Here is a 15,131-nt window from a genome sequence, read left to right on the forward strand (position 1 = left end):
CATCACCTCAAAAGTTCTACATGATAAGAAACAGCGGAAAGTGCATATAAAGGTGCTGTTTCAGTTCTTAATATTCTAGGTCCAAGTCCACATGCTACAAAACCGGAAGATGTTAATTTCTCGATTTCTTTTTCCGCTAGGCCCCCTTCAGGCCCAAAAACGAAAAGAATCGACTGTCCAGCCCTGATGTTTTCCAACACCGACGCTAGCACGGATGTTTCACCGCGCTTTGCCTCTTCTTCAAATGCGATTAACGAATGATCGTATTCAGAAGCAAGCTCCGTTAGTTGAGCGATTGACATCGGTTCGGTCACGGAAGGGACAACTGTACGGTGGGACTGCTCGGCCGCCTCCTTAGAAATCTTTTGGAGTCTTTCTAGTTTCTTGCCGACCTTTTTGTGGTCCCATTTTACCACCGAACGAGCCGCAATAAAAGGGATAAACTTGTAAGCGCCCAATTCCGTCCCCTTTTGAACGATATACTCCAGCTTATCCCCTTTAGGCAGACCGCTCGCTATCGTCACCTGGACGGGAAGCTCTTTTTCTTCATTCTTCCATTCCAAAATGTTTCCTATAACTGTATCACTCGTAATTTCCGAGATTTCCGTGACTGCAGCCATGCCACTGCCCTTTACAGTTATGATTCGCTCTCCAGGTTCCATTCTCATGACTCTGGCAATATGGTGAAAATCATCACCTGTAATGGTCACGGTTTGTCCCTGAAAGTCCATTTCATTAAGAAAATATCGTTGCACAGTGCCACCTACTCCGTCTAGTCTAGAAAAACTCACAGGCTAGCAGTCAAAGGCATCTTCCCTTGAATGCTTTGTGCCTTGCCAAGGTTTGAGCGTAAAAAAAGGTACTCTGATTACCTGTGGATAAGATAATCAGAGTAACTCATCATTCAATCATTTCTTTTAGCAATGAACGCAACCCAATCTTCCATCTGGATGGTTTCCACAATTATGAATCCGGAAGCTTGAATCGCTTCCTTCACATCTTGTTTTTTAGGTTGAATGATTCCAGAGGCAATGAAATGCCCACCAGGTTTCACGATTTTCGCAACATCGTCCGTAAAGCGCATAATCACTTCGGCCAAAATATTGGCTACTACGACATCCGCCCGTTCATCTACTCCATCCAATAAGTTACCTTGCGAAACAGAGACCTTTTCCTGAACATTGTTCAGTTCAACATTTTGAATGGCCGACCGAACAGCCACTTCATCCAAATCAAGTGCCTGAACTCGTTTTGCATCCAACAATGCGGACGCTATGCTCAAGACTCCAGAACCCGTTCCAACATCCACCACAAGATCACCCGGTACAACAGTACGTTCGAGGGCTTGGATACACATGACGGTTGTCGGGTGGGTACCCGTCCCGAATGCCATGCCCGGATCCAGTTCTATGATCAATTCATCACTGCTTACTGGCGTATAGTCTTCCCAAGTAGGGACAATGGTGAATCGCTCGGATATCTTGACTGGATTATAATATTTCTTCCAGGCAGTTGCCCATTCTTCCTCATTCACTTCACTGATTGAAACAAGGTTCTTCCCTAGGTCTATTTCAAATTGCAGTAGATTATTGATGGATTCCTTAATAGCATCAACCGTTTCACCAAGAAAGCTATTAACCGGCAAGTACGCCTTGATCAAAACACCTTCGTCCGGATAATCATCTGGGTTCAGGTGGTAGATTTCGCCAAAGACATTTTCACGTTCTTTGACTAATTCAAGAGGATCCTCAATGACAACACCGCTTGCACCTGCCTCATGAAGGATATTTGAAACAGGTTCAACCGCTTCATTTGTTGTGTGGATTGCAAATTCAGACCACTTCATAACCTACCAACTCCCGATCTCTTCTTTTACTTTTAGTCATCTATCTTTAAAAGCACGCTTTACCTTCGAGAAAAAGCCATCTTCTTGTTCATCAATGCCTGATTGGCCACTGATTTCGCTGAACTCACGAAGAAGTTCTTTTTGTTTTTCCGTCAATTTCTTTGGAGTGACCACCAATACGATTACATGCTGGTCGCCTTGTCCATAGCCCCTGACATTCGAAACGCCTTTTCCTTTTAAACGGAAACGCGTACCAGTTTGTGTACCGGCAGGAATCTTCAATTTAACTTTGCCATGCAAGGTTGGGACTTCAATTTCGTCTCCTAACGCAGATTGGGCAAATGTAATCGGCATTTCGCAATAAATATCATCGCCATCCCGTTCAAAGAATTCATGAGTACGGACATGGAAGACTACATATAGATCTCCGGATGGGCCACCATTGATTCCAGGCTCCCCTTGACCGGAAACTCGAAGCTGTTGTCCGTCATCGATACCTGCAGGTACTTTGATTTGAATTTTTTTACGTTTTTGAACTTTTCCTTCACCTTTACACGTTGAACATTTATTCGGAATGATTTTACCTGTTCCTTGACAATGGTGACAAGCTCTCCGGTTAACGATACGCCCGAAAGCTGTATTTTGTTCAACATTTAACTGACCAGTTCCGTGACAGTGTGAACAGTTTTCGACTTTTGTACCAGGCTTTGCACCTGAGCCCTTACATGTATCACAATTCTCTTCACGTGGAATTTCAATCTCTGTATCTTTCCCAAATGCGGCTTCTTCAAAAGAAAGCGTCATCGTATATTGCAGATCGGCCCCTTGACGAGGTGCATTAGGATCTCTTCTACGACCTCCACCACCAAAGAAACTACTGAAAATATCTTCGAATCCGCCAAAACCACCAAAGTCTTGACCACCACCGAAGCCTTGATTCGGATCCGTATGCCCAAATTGATCATAATGGGCTTTTTTCTGTTCATCGCTTAATACTTCGTAAGCTTCCTTAATTTCCTTGAATTTATCCGCAGCATCGTCTGCTTTATTAATATCAGGGTGATATTGTTTGGAGAGCTTTCGATACGCTTTCTTGATTTCATCCTTCGAAGCACTCTTCGAAAGGCCTAACACCTCATAATAATCGCGTTTACTCATATCTAAATCCACTCCCGATTCGATTCACATAAAGATTATATTATCACTGTAGGAAGATAATAATCAACTAGAAAAGCACAAACAGTTTGAACACCCATCCATAAAAGAAGTGGGAATGTCCCCTCAAACTGTCATTTCATCTCTTTATAGCCCTATCATTCCTATATTTAGCTCCATCCATTGTAAAAAAAGCCAAAGCCAAGATAACCTGACTTTGACTTTTCTACTTCAGGCAGCATTTCACTACCCACTATTTCAGCATCCCAAAAGGGTTACTTTTTATTTTTTTCGTCTTCGTTCACTTCTGTAAATTCTGCATCAACGACGTTATCGTCTTGAGCTCCAGCTTCACCAGCACCCTCTTGGGCAGCTTGCTGTGCTTTAGCCGCTTCTTCGTAAAGCTTCATAGTTAAAGCTTGAACGATTTCGTTTAGAGCATCTTTTTTCGTACGGATTTCTTCAAGCTCATCTTTCTCGATTGCAGCTTTCAGTTCATCCTTCGCTTCGTTCGCTTTTGTTACTTCCACTTCGTCTACTTTACCTTCTAGATCTTTAAGCGTTTTTTCCGTTTGGAAGACAAGTTGGTCGGCTTCATTACGAAGTTCCACTTCTTCTTTACGTTGTTTATCAGCATCGGCATTTTCTTCTGCTTCGCGTACCATACGCTCGATTTCTTCATCAGAAAGACCTGAAGATGATTTGATTGTGATGGCTTGCTCTTTGTTTGTACCAAGATCTTTTGCACGAACATTAACAATACCGTTTTTATCAATATCGAATGTTACTTCTACTTGAGGAATTCCACGTGGTGCAGGTGGAATATCGCTTAATTGGAAACGGCCAAGCGTTTTATTATCCGCTGACATTGGACGTTCACCTTGAAGAACATGGATATCCACAGCTGTTTGGTTATCTGCTGCTGTTGAGAACACTTGAGATTTACTTGTCGGAATCGTTGTATTACGGTCGATTAACTTAGTGAATACACCGCCCATTGTTTCAATTCCAAGTGAAAGTGGAGTTACGTCTAAAAGAACCACGTCTTTAACGTCTCCAGTTAACACGCCACCTTGAATGGCAGCACCCATCGCTACTACTTCATCAGGGTTAACACCTTTGCTAGGTTCTTGACCGATTTCCTTTTTGATTGCTTCCACTACTGCAGGAATACGAGTAGATCCACCAACAAGGATGACTTTATCGATTTCTGAAGCTGAAAGTCCAGCATCTTTCAATGCTTGACGAGTAGGTCCCATCGTACGTTCAACAAGACTTGATGATAGCTCATCAAATTTAGCTCTAGTCATCGTTACGTCCAAGTGAAGTGGGCCAGCATCCCCAGCTGTGATGAAAGGTAATGAAATTTGAGTTGAAGTTACACCTGAAAGGTCTTTTTTCGCTTTTTCAGCTGCATCTTTCAAACGTTGAACAGCCATTTTGTCTTTAGAAAGATCGATGCCATTCTCTTTTTTGAATGCTTCTACTAAATAATCAATGATTACTTGGTCGAAGTCGTCTCCACCTAGGCGGTTGTCACCAGCTGTTGAACGTACTTCGAATACTCCGTCTCCAAGTTCCATGATGGATACGTCAAATGTACCGCCACCAAGGTCGAATACAAGGATGGTTTGGTCTTCTTCCGTTTTATCCAATCCGTAAGCAAGTGCTGCAGCTGTAGGTTCATTGATAATACGTTCCACTTCAAGACCAGCAATTTGACCAGCGTCTTTAGTTGCTTGACGTTCAGCGTCATTAAAGTAAGCAGGCACGGTGATAACCGCTTTTGTTACTTTTTCTCCAAGATATTCTTCAGCATAAGATTTCAAGTATTGAAGGATGATTGCAGATACTTCCTGCGGTGAATATTCTTTTCCATCAATTACTTCCTTATGGTTAGTACCCATATGACGTTTAATGGAAATGATTGTGTTCGGGTTCGTAATTGCTTGGCGTTTGGCCACTTCCCCTACTTGACGTTCCCCATTTTTAAATGCCACAACAGAAGGTGTTGTACGGTTTCCTTCTGGATTCGGGATAACTTTTGGTTCCCCGCCTTCAAGTACAGATACGCAAGAGTTTGTAGTACCTAAGTCAATACCAATAATTTTGCTCATTGTTACACTACCTCCCAATATTTATATGTAATGATTTCTTTATTCGTTTACCTTTACCATGGCCGGGCGAATCACTCGGTCCTTAAGAAGATATCCTTTTTGGAATTCTTCCACAACGATGTTCGAACCGAAGTTCTCATCTTGAACTTGCATGACGGCTTGATGCAAACGCGGATCGAATTCTTCACCGACAGAATTGATCGGTTCGATGCCTTCTTTCGCCAATGCACCAATAATGCCTTTATAGACCATTTCCATGCCTTGAAGAAGGGACTTTGTTTGCTCATTATCCGCTTCGATTTTAGTCGCTCTTTCAAAGTTATCAAGAGCCTCGACCAAATTCCCAGCAATATCTTGCACTCTATATTTTTGAGCCGCTTCCATATCAAGCTTTGCACGGCGTCTAGAATTATCGAAATCAGCTTGCAAACGAAGGTAACGGTTATCCATTTCTTCGATTTTAGCTTCTAGTTCCTGAATCTTTTCTTGAGCCAACTGTAGCTCATCTTTTTCTACCGGAGTTTCCTCCTGAGTTTCTTCCGATGAATTCACTTCTTCAGCAAAAACCGCTTCTTCCGTGCTTTCCTCGATTGTTTCATTATTTAATGTCTGTTCATTGTTTTTATTTTCCACAATCTCACCTCCCCTAAAGGATTATACAAATTTATGCTTAAGTAATAGGTTGGGCGGTGGTAACCCTTTTACCGCCACCTTACTATTACCTTTGCTCCTATTTTTGATACAGCTTTGTCATCAACGTCGTTAAATCCTTCGAGAAAAAAGAAAGGAGACTGATTACTCTCGAATATTCCATTCGAGTTGGACCCAATATTGCCAAGGTGCCCACTTGTTCCTGCCCGATTGAATACGTCGCGGTAATCAAACTACAATCCTCAAGGACTGTATTTTGATTTTCACGGCCAATCTTGACATGAATGCCAGATGGGTTTTTCGTAATGAGATCATAAAATCCTTGTTCCTGTTCGATCATGGATAAAAGTGTGCTGACTTTTGCAATGTCATGGAACTCAGGCTGCCTCAAGATATTCGTTTTACCACCGAAAAATATTTTTTCCGGTTTCGTATCCGTGAGGGTGTCCGCAAGAACGGAAACGACCGATCCATAATTATGGATGTGATGGCTCAATAAGACCGCCACTTCCTTATAGATCTTATCCTTCAGCTCGACAAGCGGTACATCCACTAACCGGGCATTTAAAATATTGACTACCTTCTCGATTTCATTGATATCGAAAGAAGGAGGCAGGGAAATCATTCGATTTTCAACATGGCCTGTGTCAGTGATGATGATCGCAATTGCCGTTTCAGGACTCAATGGAATGATTTGAATCTTTTTCAGCTTATGTTCATTGACTTTGGGGCCAAGAACGATTGCCGTGTAATTCGTCAATTCAGAGAGTATCTTAGCTGACTTTTGGACAATCTTTTCCAGTTCATAAATGCGCTCCACGAACACGGATTTCAACAATTTCATTTCATTCTTTTTTGGAGCTTGAGGAGAAAGTAAATGATCCACATAATATCTATACCCTTTTTCAGAAGGAACCCTTCCTGAAGATGTATGAGTTTTTTCTAAAAAACCCAATTCTTCAAGATCAGACATTTCATTGCGAATAGTGGCCGAGCTGAACGTAATTTCATCTTTCTTCGACAAGCTTCGCGACCCGACAGGCTGGGCTGAATGGATAAAATCCTCGATTATCACTTGCAGAATCAATAATTGACGATCAGTTAGCATGTATGATCACCTCTGTTAGCACTCTAACTTCCTGAGTGCTAATATACTAATAAATTATCAAATGAAGCTGATGATGTCAATAATGAAAACCGCTAAATTACCGTTTATAGGACAAGAGATTTCCATCAATCCGTATCAACCACTCCCAAAAACGATTGAAACACTTCATTACCAAGCAATTTGCCACGCTCAGTCAGGCTTACGAACCCGTCCTCAATCGTGAGTAACCCCTTTTTCATTTGTTCTTCGAGCGATTCCCCGAAAATCTCGTTCATTTCTACAGAAAATTTGCTTTTGAATGTTTCTAGGGAGACGCCTTTTGTTTTCCGGAGCCCCAAAAACATCTCTTCTTCCATTTTTTCATAGAGCGGCACAGGATGTTCATCTAAAACAGGCAATTCACCTTTTAGCAAAGGAGTGATGTATTTTTTTACCGGACCATGATTGGCCACTCTTTTGCCGCCCGTATATCCATGAGCTCCAGCACCGATGCCATAATACTCTTTATTGTCCCAGTATGTCAGATTATGCTTACTTTCAAAACCGGGGCGAGCAAAATTACTGATTTCATATTGATGCATTCCATGCCTCTCCATCTCTTCCATCAGCCGCTCATACATGGAAGCCTCTAGTTCCTGTGGAGGGAGATTCAATGTGCCTTTACGCATTTGATTGTAAAAGACCGTCTTTGGTTCGACGATCAAGGAATAACTGGAATAGTGAGGAAGTTGCAGGGCAAGGGCTTTCGCGAGTGTATCCTCGAAATCTTCCATAGTTTGCCCCGGTAATCCATAAATCAAGTCAATCGTAATATTGGTGAAGCCCACATCCTGAGCCAACTGAATGGTTTCATACACCTCGGATGCCCGATGTGTTCGGCCGATGCGCTTCAATAATTCGTCATTAAAGCTTTGTACCCCAAAACTTAGCCTATTCACGCCTGCTTGAAAGAGGATTTCAAGCTTTTCTCTCGAAAGGTCCCCGGGATTGGCTTCAAACGTATACTCAGCCTGTTTGGCATCGAAAGGGAGGGTCTCATTGATGGCCTCACAAAGGAAGGATAGCTGCTTTTCATCAAGTGAGGTGGGTGTTCCCCCACCAACAAAGACCGTATCCAGTTCCGTTGTCGGATATTTAGCAAGTTGCATTTTCATTTCCCTTTTCATCATCCGTAAATATTCATCAACGGGCTGCCCTTGTAAGAAAACTTTATTAAAATCACAATAGTGGCAAATATGTTCACAAAACGGGATATGCAGGTAAGCACTTTTAATCATTAAGTTCACAACCTTTATTTAATCGAATGGACCGATAGAAAAAGAGGCTAGATCCTGTCTACCCTCTTTTTTCTACTATCATTTATTTTTTTGGAGTCGTGTCATCCATTTTCAGGACAGCCATGAAGGCTTCTTGTGGCACTTCAACGGAACCCACTTGTTTCATCCGCTTTTTACCTTGTTTTTGTTTTTCAAGCAATTTACGTTTACGGGAAATATCGCCACCGTAACATTTAGCCAATACGTTTTTACGCATGGCACTAATGGAAGAACGGGCCACGATTTTTTGTCCGATAGCCGCTTGGATCGGCACTTCGAATTGCTGTCTTGGAATCAATTTCTTCAATTTTTCAACGATGATTTTTCCACGTTCATAAGCAAAGTCCTTATGGACGATGAAACTTAATGCATCGACCGTTTCGCCATTCAACAAGATATCCATTTTGACAAGTTTGGATGGCTTATATCCGATCAACTCATAATCGAATGAAGCATACCCTCTTGTATTGGATTTCAATTGATCAAAGAAATCATAGACGATTTCTGACAACGGAATCTCATAATGGATACTTACGCGCGTTTCATCCACGTATTCCATATCGATGAAATTCCCACGTTTGTTTTGGCAGATTTCCATGATGGTTCCCGTAAATTCTGTTGGTGCCATCATGGTCGCCTTAACATAAGGTTCTTCGACGTTTTCGATTTTTTGTGGATCCGGCATATTGGATGGATTATCCACCTTTATGGACGTTCCATCTGTAAGGATAACGTCATATATAACACTTGGTGCTGTCGTGATCAAATCGATTTTGAATTCACGCTCGATACGTTCTTGAATGATTTCCATATGAAGAAGGCCAAGGAAGCCACAACGGAAACCAAATCCTAACGCTTGAGAAGACTCTGCCTCGAATTGCAACGCTGAATCATTCAACTCCAGTTTTTCTAAAGCATCACGTAAATCATTGAATTTAGATGCATCAATCGGGTATAAACCGCAATAAACCATCGGATTCATCTTCCGGTAACCAGGCAAGGCTTCTGTCGCGGGATTATTGGCACTCGTAATCGTATCCCCTACAGTCGTATCACTGACATTCTTAATGGCTGCGGTCAGGAAACCTACATCCCCCACTGTCAGTTCATCAAGCATTTGGACTTTCGGATTGAAGACGCCCAATTCGGTCACATCAAATTCCTTACCAGTGGACATCATCTTGATTTTATCACCCACTTTTATAGAACCCTCAACAACCCGGATGTAAGCTACTACACCGCGATAAGCATCAAATACGGAGTCAAAAATAAGTGCTTTAAACGGTCCGTCCGGATCACCCTGAGGTGCCGGAACCAATTCTACGACCTGTTCTAAAATATCCTCAATTCCAATTCCAGCTTTAGCTGAGCATAAAACGGCATCAGATGCATCAAGACCGATTACATCCTCGATTTCACCACGGACCCGCTCAGGGTCGGCACTTGGCAAGTCAATCTTATTGATGACAGGTAAAATTTCCAGGTTATTGTCCAATGCTAAATAAACATTGGCAAGCGTCTGGGCCTCGATGCCTTGAGCAGCATCCACGACAAGGACTGCACCTTCACACGCAGCAAGGCTTCGTGAAACCTCGTAAGTGAAATCTACGTGCCCCGGTGTATCGATAAGATGGAAGATATATTCTTCGCCATCTTTCGCCTTATATTTCAATTGAATCGCATTCAATTTAATCGTAATTCCACGCTCACGCTCTAAGTCCATAGAATCTAACAATTGACTCTTCATTTCACGTTGAGTCATGGCGTTCGTCTTTTCTATGATACGATCCGCCAATGTTGATTTACCATGATCAATATGAGCGATGATGGAAAAGTTACGAATCTTTGATTGTCTTTTTAATTTCTCTTCTCTATTCATAACGTTCACTCCCAATAGTCGACACAATACACTATTTTTCATTATATCAATAGAAAATGCAAGATTCAACAGAATAGTTACAAGGACAGTCCATTATGAAGAAGGAGATAGCAAAAAAGGCTGCATTCAATTTGAATGGAGCCTTTTTCTAGAACTTTCTACCGGCTTATCCTACTACTAAATCATATTAAAAAGTGCGTTAAAAGCTGCTGATACGGTTTCACCCAGACTCTTGCCAAGGGAGGAGAAAAAATTATAAGCTTTCATTTCCTCCAGCTTTTCTTTTTTCGTCTCTATATCATGACTCGTCACTTTTTGCCCAAGGATATCCGCTTCCATTTCTCCCTGCTCCGATTGGTTAATGGTGAAAGCACTATTTAAAGCGGGGTCTTCATACCCTTTCATTTTTTTCATGCCGTCGTTTGCCTGCTGCATCCCGATAAGTACACCTAAAAACAAAATAAGTAAAACGCCCGTGCATTTCAACCAAAATCGAACCATGATAGAGGCTCCTTCCAAATTACTTTGCTTCCGATTCTCCCTTGATGCCATCCACAGCCTTAGCATCCCAATACAATTCGCTGAACACATCAGTGAATGCGTCGACCGTTAAATACATTTCCTCGAATGTATTATCGACGCCTCCAATTTCCAAAAGCATTGCATTACCCGTCAAATCTTGATTGTAAACTCCATTATTTCTTGCCCCGCCCTGTTTCATGACCCCACGCGAGATACCAGGGTATTTTTTTTCTAACGCTTTATGCATTTTATTGGCAAGTGCCGCATTTTTTTCATAATTCGGGTTGTCCCCTCCCACAACAAAAGCTATCTTGGCGTATTGTTTGCCATTAATGGTGATCGTCGTATGTTTTTTCCTTTTGGAATCACGATGGATATCGATGAGATATTCTATATCCTTATTATTCGCCATTGCCGTCTGAACGGTTTTACGCGATTCCTGGTACGCTTTTGCAAAATTCAAGCCCTTGCTATTCAAGTTCCCCATCACATCCGTTTTATTTAGAGAGGCTCCTATACCTTTATCCGCGAGATCGGCGGTCATCCGTGTTCCGAGTTTTGTAATATTGATTTCAGAATGATACGCAAGATCTGGGTCGGTGACACCCTTTAGATAAGGCAGGTACGACTCCCGATTATGGCTATGATATATTTCTACCACCTTGCGGCCATTGGTCGTTTGCTTGGGTTGATTGGGCGTTGTCTTCTTATCAGGTTCTTCTATTTCATCCAGATTTTGCAGAGATGCATCTCTTTCATCATTCATCACCTCTAAAGGTGGTGGAGATTCATACGGCATATTCGTATAGTTCGTTCCTTCACCTGCGACAAGGATCTCGTTATCAAAAATCGAGAACCCTGGTAATTCCCGACCTAGCAAACTACGGGGATCCTCCATTGAGATGTTGGTCGAAAGCTTTACTAACTGCTCCATGACAATCGATTGTTCTTTTCCTTCAGGCAAGGCACTGAAGAAGTAATGGTTTTCATTGGCCAGCATTGAAAATAGCATTTTACCTGAAAATTGGTTAGCGACAGTATGTACGGAATTCGAGGTAATGCGATATTCCGGCCGTAATGAAGTCATGACCCCGCTGACGGAAAAAACAAAAAGAAGCAAGGCTAGGATACCTAGAAACGTTTTTACAATCGTTGATCCGTGAATAGCTGTAATAATACCTGGAGATTTTCTCCTTTTCATCCGTCCACCCTCTCTATAGCTTGTCTACTAATACTTATGACTTTGCTAGAGAGGGTAGAACACCATTTTTGGGCACTAATGCCGTTTAGCGGGTGTAGAAGCCCGCATTACCTTGATTGATTGATTCATGTAAAGCCGCATTCAAACCGTTGGCTATCAGATTGGCCATATCTTCAATGAATACATCGACTTCCTTTGGTGTAACCATTAAATTATGACCTAGTGGCGAGAGCACTTCATAAATCAATTTACGCTTCTCTTCATCCGGAAGCACACCGACCATTCCCAAGAAAGTTTCCCGTTCCTTCTCGCCTGGCATATCCTCATCTTTTAGCTTTTTCCTTTTTCCGAAGCTGAATCCAGCGGGGGCCAAGGCGCGTGAAGGCCGACCTCCTTCTTTCAGTTCCTTGCCAAAATGCTTCAAGATATAATCGATTGTGTCGCTCGTGATCGATACGGCATCGACGACAGTAGGGATCCCAATGGCGATAACAGGGACGCCTAATGTTTCCTGGCTCAATTCTTTGCGTTTGTTCCCTACCCCTGAACCGGGATGGATGCCCGTATCCGTTATTTGAATGGTTGAATTCACCCGGTCAATGGAACGGGCCGCCAAGGCATCTACAATGATAAGGAAATCCGGCTTGCTTTTTTCAATGACGCCTTTGATGATGTCACTCGTCTCGATCCCTGTGATCCCCATCACCCCGGGAGAAATTGCACTGACCGGACGATATCCTTCCTTTACCGACTCCGGCTGCAGCTCGAATAAATGTCTCGTAACGACCAAGTTTTCGATGACAGCCGGTCCGAGTGCATCAGGGGTGACATTCCAGTTACCCAGACCAACGACTAAGCAACCGCTTTCCTTTGTGAGCTTGTTCCTTTTCAAAAAATACGCTAACTCGTTGGCGAATACCTTTTCCACCCGTTGCTGTGTATCCGTATCCTGTTGGCGGATCCCTTGGACCTCTATCGTTAGGTAACTCCCCTCTTTCTTGCCAATCTCCTTTTCCCCTTCCGCCGTGACCTCAACTAGGGAAATCTTCAAATCATCCACTTCTTTTTCTTTAATGATCACACCTTCAATATGGGAGACATCCTTCTCTTCGACGACACCTTTCATTTCAAGGGCAATTTCTTTCGCTTCAATTGCCAGATCTGTCCGAATACTATAATTACTTAGGTCCAAATGTTTCACCATAGCGCCTCCTGCTGTTTATATGAGTCAAATCTAGTATTTTAATCATCTCTCTTAAACATTCTTTCATTTTAGCTTTTGTATTATTCATTTTTTTGGTACAATACATTATGACGAGATGAATTAATTTCAGAAATTATAATTACTTTTCGATTCTCAATCTGGAGTATTGCATAATCTTAAGCAGTCTGATAGAATATCATTTGTGCTATTTGATATGGATTTGAAAAGTCGAGTTCATATAATCTCGATTTCTTTGTAGGAGGTGAACGGAATGCCAAACATTAAATCTGCTATTAAACGTGTGAAAACTAACGACACAAAACGCGTTCATAACATTACAGTTCGATCTACTATGCGTACTACAGTGAAAAACGCTGAAGTTGCTTTAGCTGGAGAAAACGTTGAAGCTGCTAAAGAAGCTCTTTTAACAGCTGCTGTAAAATTAGACAAAGCTGCATCTAAAGGATTAATCCATAAAAATGCGGCAGCCCGTAAAAAATCTCGTTTAGCGAAAAGACTTAACGCTCTTAACGCTTAATGAAAACGAAACGACCTTCCGGGTCGTTTTTTTTTATGCCCAAAAAGGGGAAAGAATCATTCCATCCCCTCCCCTTTAAGCCTTCATCTGAATTTCAGTAGTAGTAATTCTAAAGTGATTGCTTTATCAGCCAGACCAGTTTTCATCCGATAATCCGCCTCAGCCAAGTCATCTATAATGCTAAGCAGCTCTTTCTCCTGAAATTTGCCTGTCTTTTCAAGGGCCAGTTTCACCCTGTATGGATGTACCCTCAATTGTCCCGCAATTTTTTGCTGACTATACCCTTGTCGAGATAGTTCCTTCACTTGATACATGAGCCTCACTTGTCCAGCCATCACACTCAAAATTTTAATGGGCTCTTCATTTTGCCGAAGTAAATCATGGAGAATGGTCATGGCACTTTCCATTTTTCGTTGCAAGACCGAATCAACCAGGGTAAAGATATTCTGTTCAAGCGATTTAGCCACTAACTTTTCGACAACTTCCGTCGTTATCCGCTTCTCATCTTCTACATACAATGCCATTTTATCCAGTTCGTTCGTCAGCATCATCAAGTTTGTACCCGCAAGCTCCAATAGGAGTTCCGTGGCTTGATCATCGATCTGCACCTGATATTCTGCGACCCGTTCTTTGACCCATACCTTAAGCTCACGGTCGCCCAGCTTCTTCGCCTCAATGAGGACGGCCTTACGCTTCAGTTCCTTGGTGATTTTTTTCCGCTCGTCCAGCTTCTCGTAAGGGGCCGTCAAGACCACAATGGAATAAGGAACAGGGTCCGACAGGTAGGCTTCTAATCTTTTCACATTATGTTCTACCTTGGACTTTGATTTTTCCGCTGTCAGGAAAAATGGGTTCTGCATGAAAACAAGACGCCTTTCCCCAATGAAAGGGAGGGTCTCCACGTCTTCAAGAGCCGTTTCGACTGGCGTCTCCTCTAAATCAAATTGAGAAAAGTTAAAATCCATTTCATCTTCATGAAGGACATGCTCTATCAAGAGTTGCTTCGTTTCATTAATTAAATAGGCTTCTGTTCCATATACCAAATATACGGGAGCGAATTGCCCTTTTTTTATATTCTTCCAAACGTCTAATACCAATAGAATCCGCCTCTTTTTTATGTATTCTTCTCTAATGGTATAGTGGGAGGAACCATTTGACAAGCTATAAAGGGAACTAGCCCCTAAGGTCTAGTTCCGGATCTATATGAACGCTCTCAAGAAAGGCCCTAGGAAAACTTCCTTGAAAACGATAACCATTCATGTAGAACAATTACGTGCTTGCTTTGTTTGTACTTTTATTTTGACCTCAATTAAGCAAACTATTTGTGACAACTCTTGTCAGTAAAGGAAATGAAGAATGTGACCTGTGGATTTTTTTTTGGTAATGTTTTATACTATTAGCAGAAATAGGAGGGGTAAACAATGAACGAATTCGAAAAGAATGTCCAATCGAAGACTGATGACGTCGCTGATTCCGCAATCGGATTCATCGCTTCATTTGTATTTTTCGCTGCCATGTTCACCATTGCTGTCGTCGTTAAAGCAGTAGGATCCTAATTTTCATGCACTTATTTTTCCCTGATGGAGGCTGCTGA

At 42.1% G+C, this 15,131-nt stretch carries 14 protein-coding genes; 2 read left to right on the top strand and 12 right to left on the bottom strand.

Annotated features, from left to right (window positions below; translation table 11 throughout):
• Window positions 1-2: 2 nt before the first annotated feature.
• The 11 genes from ACQKL6_RS06815 to gpr form a co-directional block, all read right to left on the bottom strand.
• On the bottom strand, window positions 3-755 hold the full coding sequence (locus ACQKL6_RS06815; RefSeq protein ID WP_402869896.1) for a 16S rRNA (uracil(1498)-N(3))-methyltransferase: 753 nt from the start codon (window positions 753-755) through the stop codon (window positions 3-5).
• A gap of 149 nt (window positions 756-904) precedes the next feature.
• On the bottom strand, window positions 905-1,846 hold the full coding sequence (prmA, locus tag ACQKL6_RS06820) for a 50S ribosomal protein L11 methyltransferase (protein ID WP_402869603.1): 942 nt from the start codon (window positions 1,844-1,846) through the stop codon (window positions 905-907).
• Window positions 1,847-1,882: 36 nt separating this feature from the next.
• Window positions 1,883-3,004 (bottom strand): molecular chaperone DnaJ, encoded by a 1,122-nt coding sequence (dnaJ, locus tag ACQKL6_RS06825; protein WP_402869605.1) that lies wholly within the window; start codon window positions 3,002-3,004, stop codon window positions 1,883-1,885.
• Window positions 3,005-3,276: 272 nt separating this feature from the next.
• A complete protein-coding gene (gene dnaK / locus ACQKL6_RS06830; protein ID WP_427650881.1) occupies window positions 3,277-5,118 on the bottom strand; it encodes a molecular chaperone DnaK in 1,842 nt (613 codons plus the stop codon).
• A gap of 39 nt (window positions 5,119-5,157) precedes the next feature.
• Complete coding sequence (gene grpE / locus ACQKL6_RS06835) at window positions 5,158-5,754, bottom strand: nucleotide exchange factor GrpE (RefSeq protein WP_402869898.1); 597 nt, start codon at window positions 5,752-5,754, stop codon at window positions 5,158-5,160.
• A 94-nt stretch (window positions 5,755-5,848) separates the two neighbouring features.
• Window positions 5,849-6,877 (bottom strand): heat-inducible transcriptional repressor HrcA, encoded by a 1,029-nt coding sequence (gene hrcA / locus ACQKL6_RS06840; RefSeq protein WP_402869608.1) that lies wholly within the window; start codon window positions 6,875-6,877, stop codon window positions 5,849-5,851.
• A gap of 125 nt (window positions 6,878-7,002) precedes the next feature.
• Window positions 7,003-8,154 (bottom strand): radical SAM family heme chaperone HemW, encoded by a 1,152-nt coding sequence (gene hemW, locus ACQKL6_RS06845; RefSeq protein WP_427650882.1) that lies wholly within the window; start codon window positions 8,152-8,154, stop codon window positions 7,003-7,005.
• 82 nt (window positions 8,155-8,236) lie between these two features.
• Window positions 8,237-10,072 (bottom strand): translation elongation factor 4, encoded by a 1,836-nt coding sequence (gene lepA, locus ACQKL6_RS06850; protein ID WP_402869612.1) that lies wholly within the window; start codon window positions 10,070-10,072, stop codon window positions 8,237-8,239.
• Window positions 10,073-10,249: 177 nt separating this feature from the next.
• Complete coding sequence (locus ACQKL6_RS06855) at window positions 10,250-10,573, bottom strand: YqxA family protein (protein ID WP_402986315.1); 324 nt, start codon at window positions 10,571-10,573, stop codon at window positions 10,250-10,252.
• A 19-nt stretch (window positions 10,574-10,592) separates the two neighbouring features.
• A complete protein-coding gene (gene spoIIP, locus ACQKL6_RS06860; RefSeq protein WP_402958387.1) occupies window positions 10,593-11,795 on the bottom strand; it encodes a stage II sporulation protein P in 1,203 nt (400 codons plus the stop codon).
• An 85-nt stretch (window positions 11,796-11,880) separates the two neighbouring features.
• Window positions 11,881-12,999 (bottom strand): GPR endopeptidase, encoded by a 1,119-nt coding sequence (gpr, locus tag ACQKL6_RS06865; protein ID WP_402869619.1) that lies wholly within the window; start codon window positions 12,997-12,999, stop codon window positions 11,881-11,883.
• A 271-nt stretch (window positions 13,000-13,270) separates the two neighbouring features.
• Here gpr and rpsT point away from each other — a divergent pair, with 271 nt between their 5' ends.
• A complete protein-coding gene (rpsT, locus tag ACQKL6_RS06870; RefSeq protein ID WP_402869621.1) occupies window positions 13,271-13,537 on the top strand; it encodes a 30S ribosomal protein S20 in 267 nt (88 codons plus the stop codon).
• An 83-nt stretch (window positions 13,538-13,620) separates the two neighbouring features.
• Here the strand turns inward: rpsT and holA are convergent, their stop codons facing one another.
• On the bottom strand, window positions 13,621-14,634 hold the full coding sequence (gene holA, locus ACQKL6_RS06875) for a DNA polymerase III subunit delta (protein ID WP_427650883.1): 1,014 nt from the start codon (window positions 14,632-14,634) through the stop codon (window positions 13,621-13,623).
• 324 nt (window positions 14,635-14,958) lie between these two features.
• On the opposite strand from holA, the gene ACQKL6_RS06880 reads away from it, so the two are divergent.
• Entirely contained in the window at window positions 14,959-15,093 is a 135-nt protein-coding gene (locus ACQKL6_RS06880; RefSeq protein WP_402869625.1) for a YqzM family protein, read from the top strand.
• Window positions 15,094-15,131 lie beyond the last annotated feature (38 nt).

The sequence above is a fragment of the Peribacillus sp. NPDC097197 genome (assembly GCF_050278025.1).
In the GTDB taxonomy this organism is placed as follows: domain Bacteria; phylum Bacillota; class Bacilli; order Bacillales; family DSM-1321; genus Peribacillus.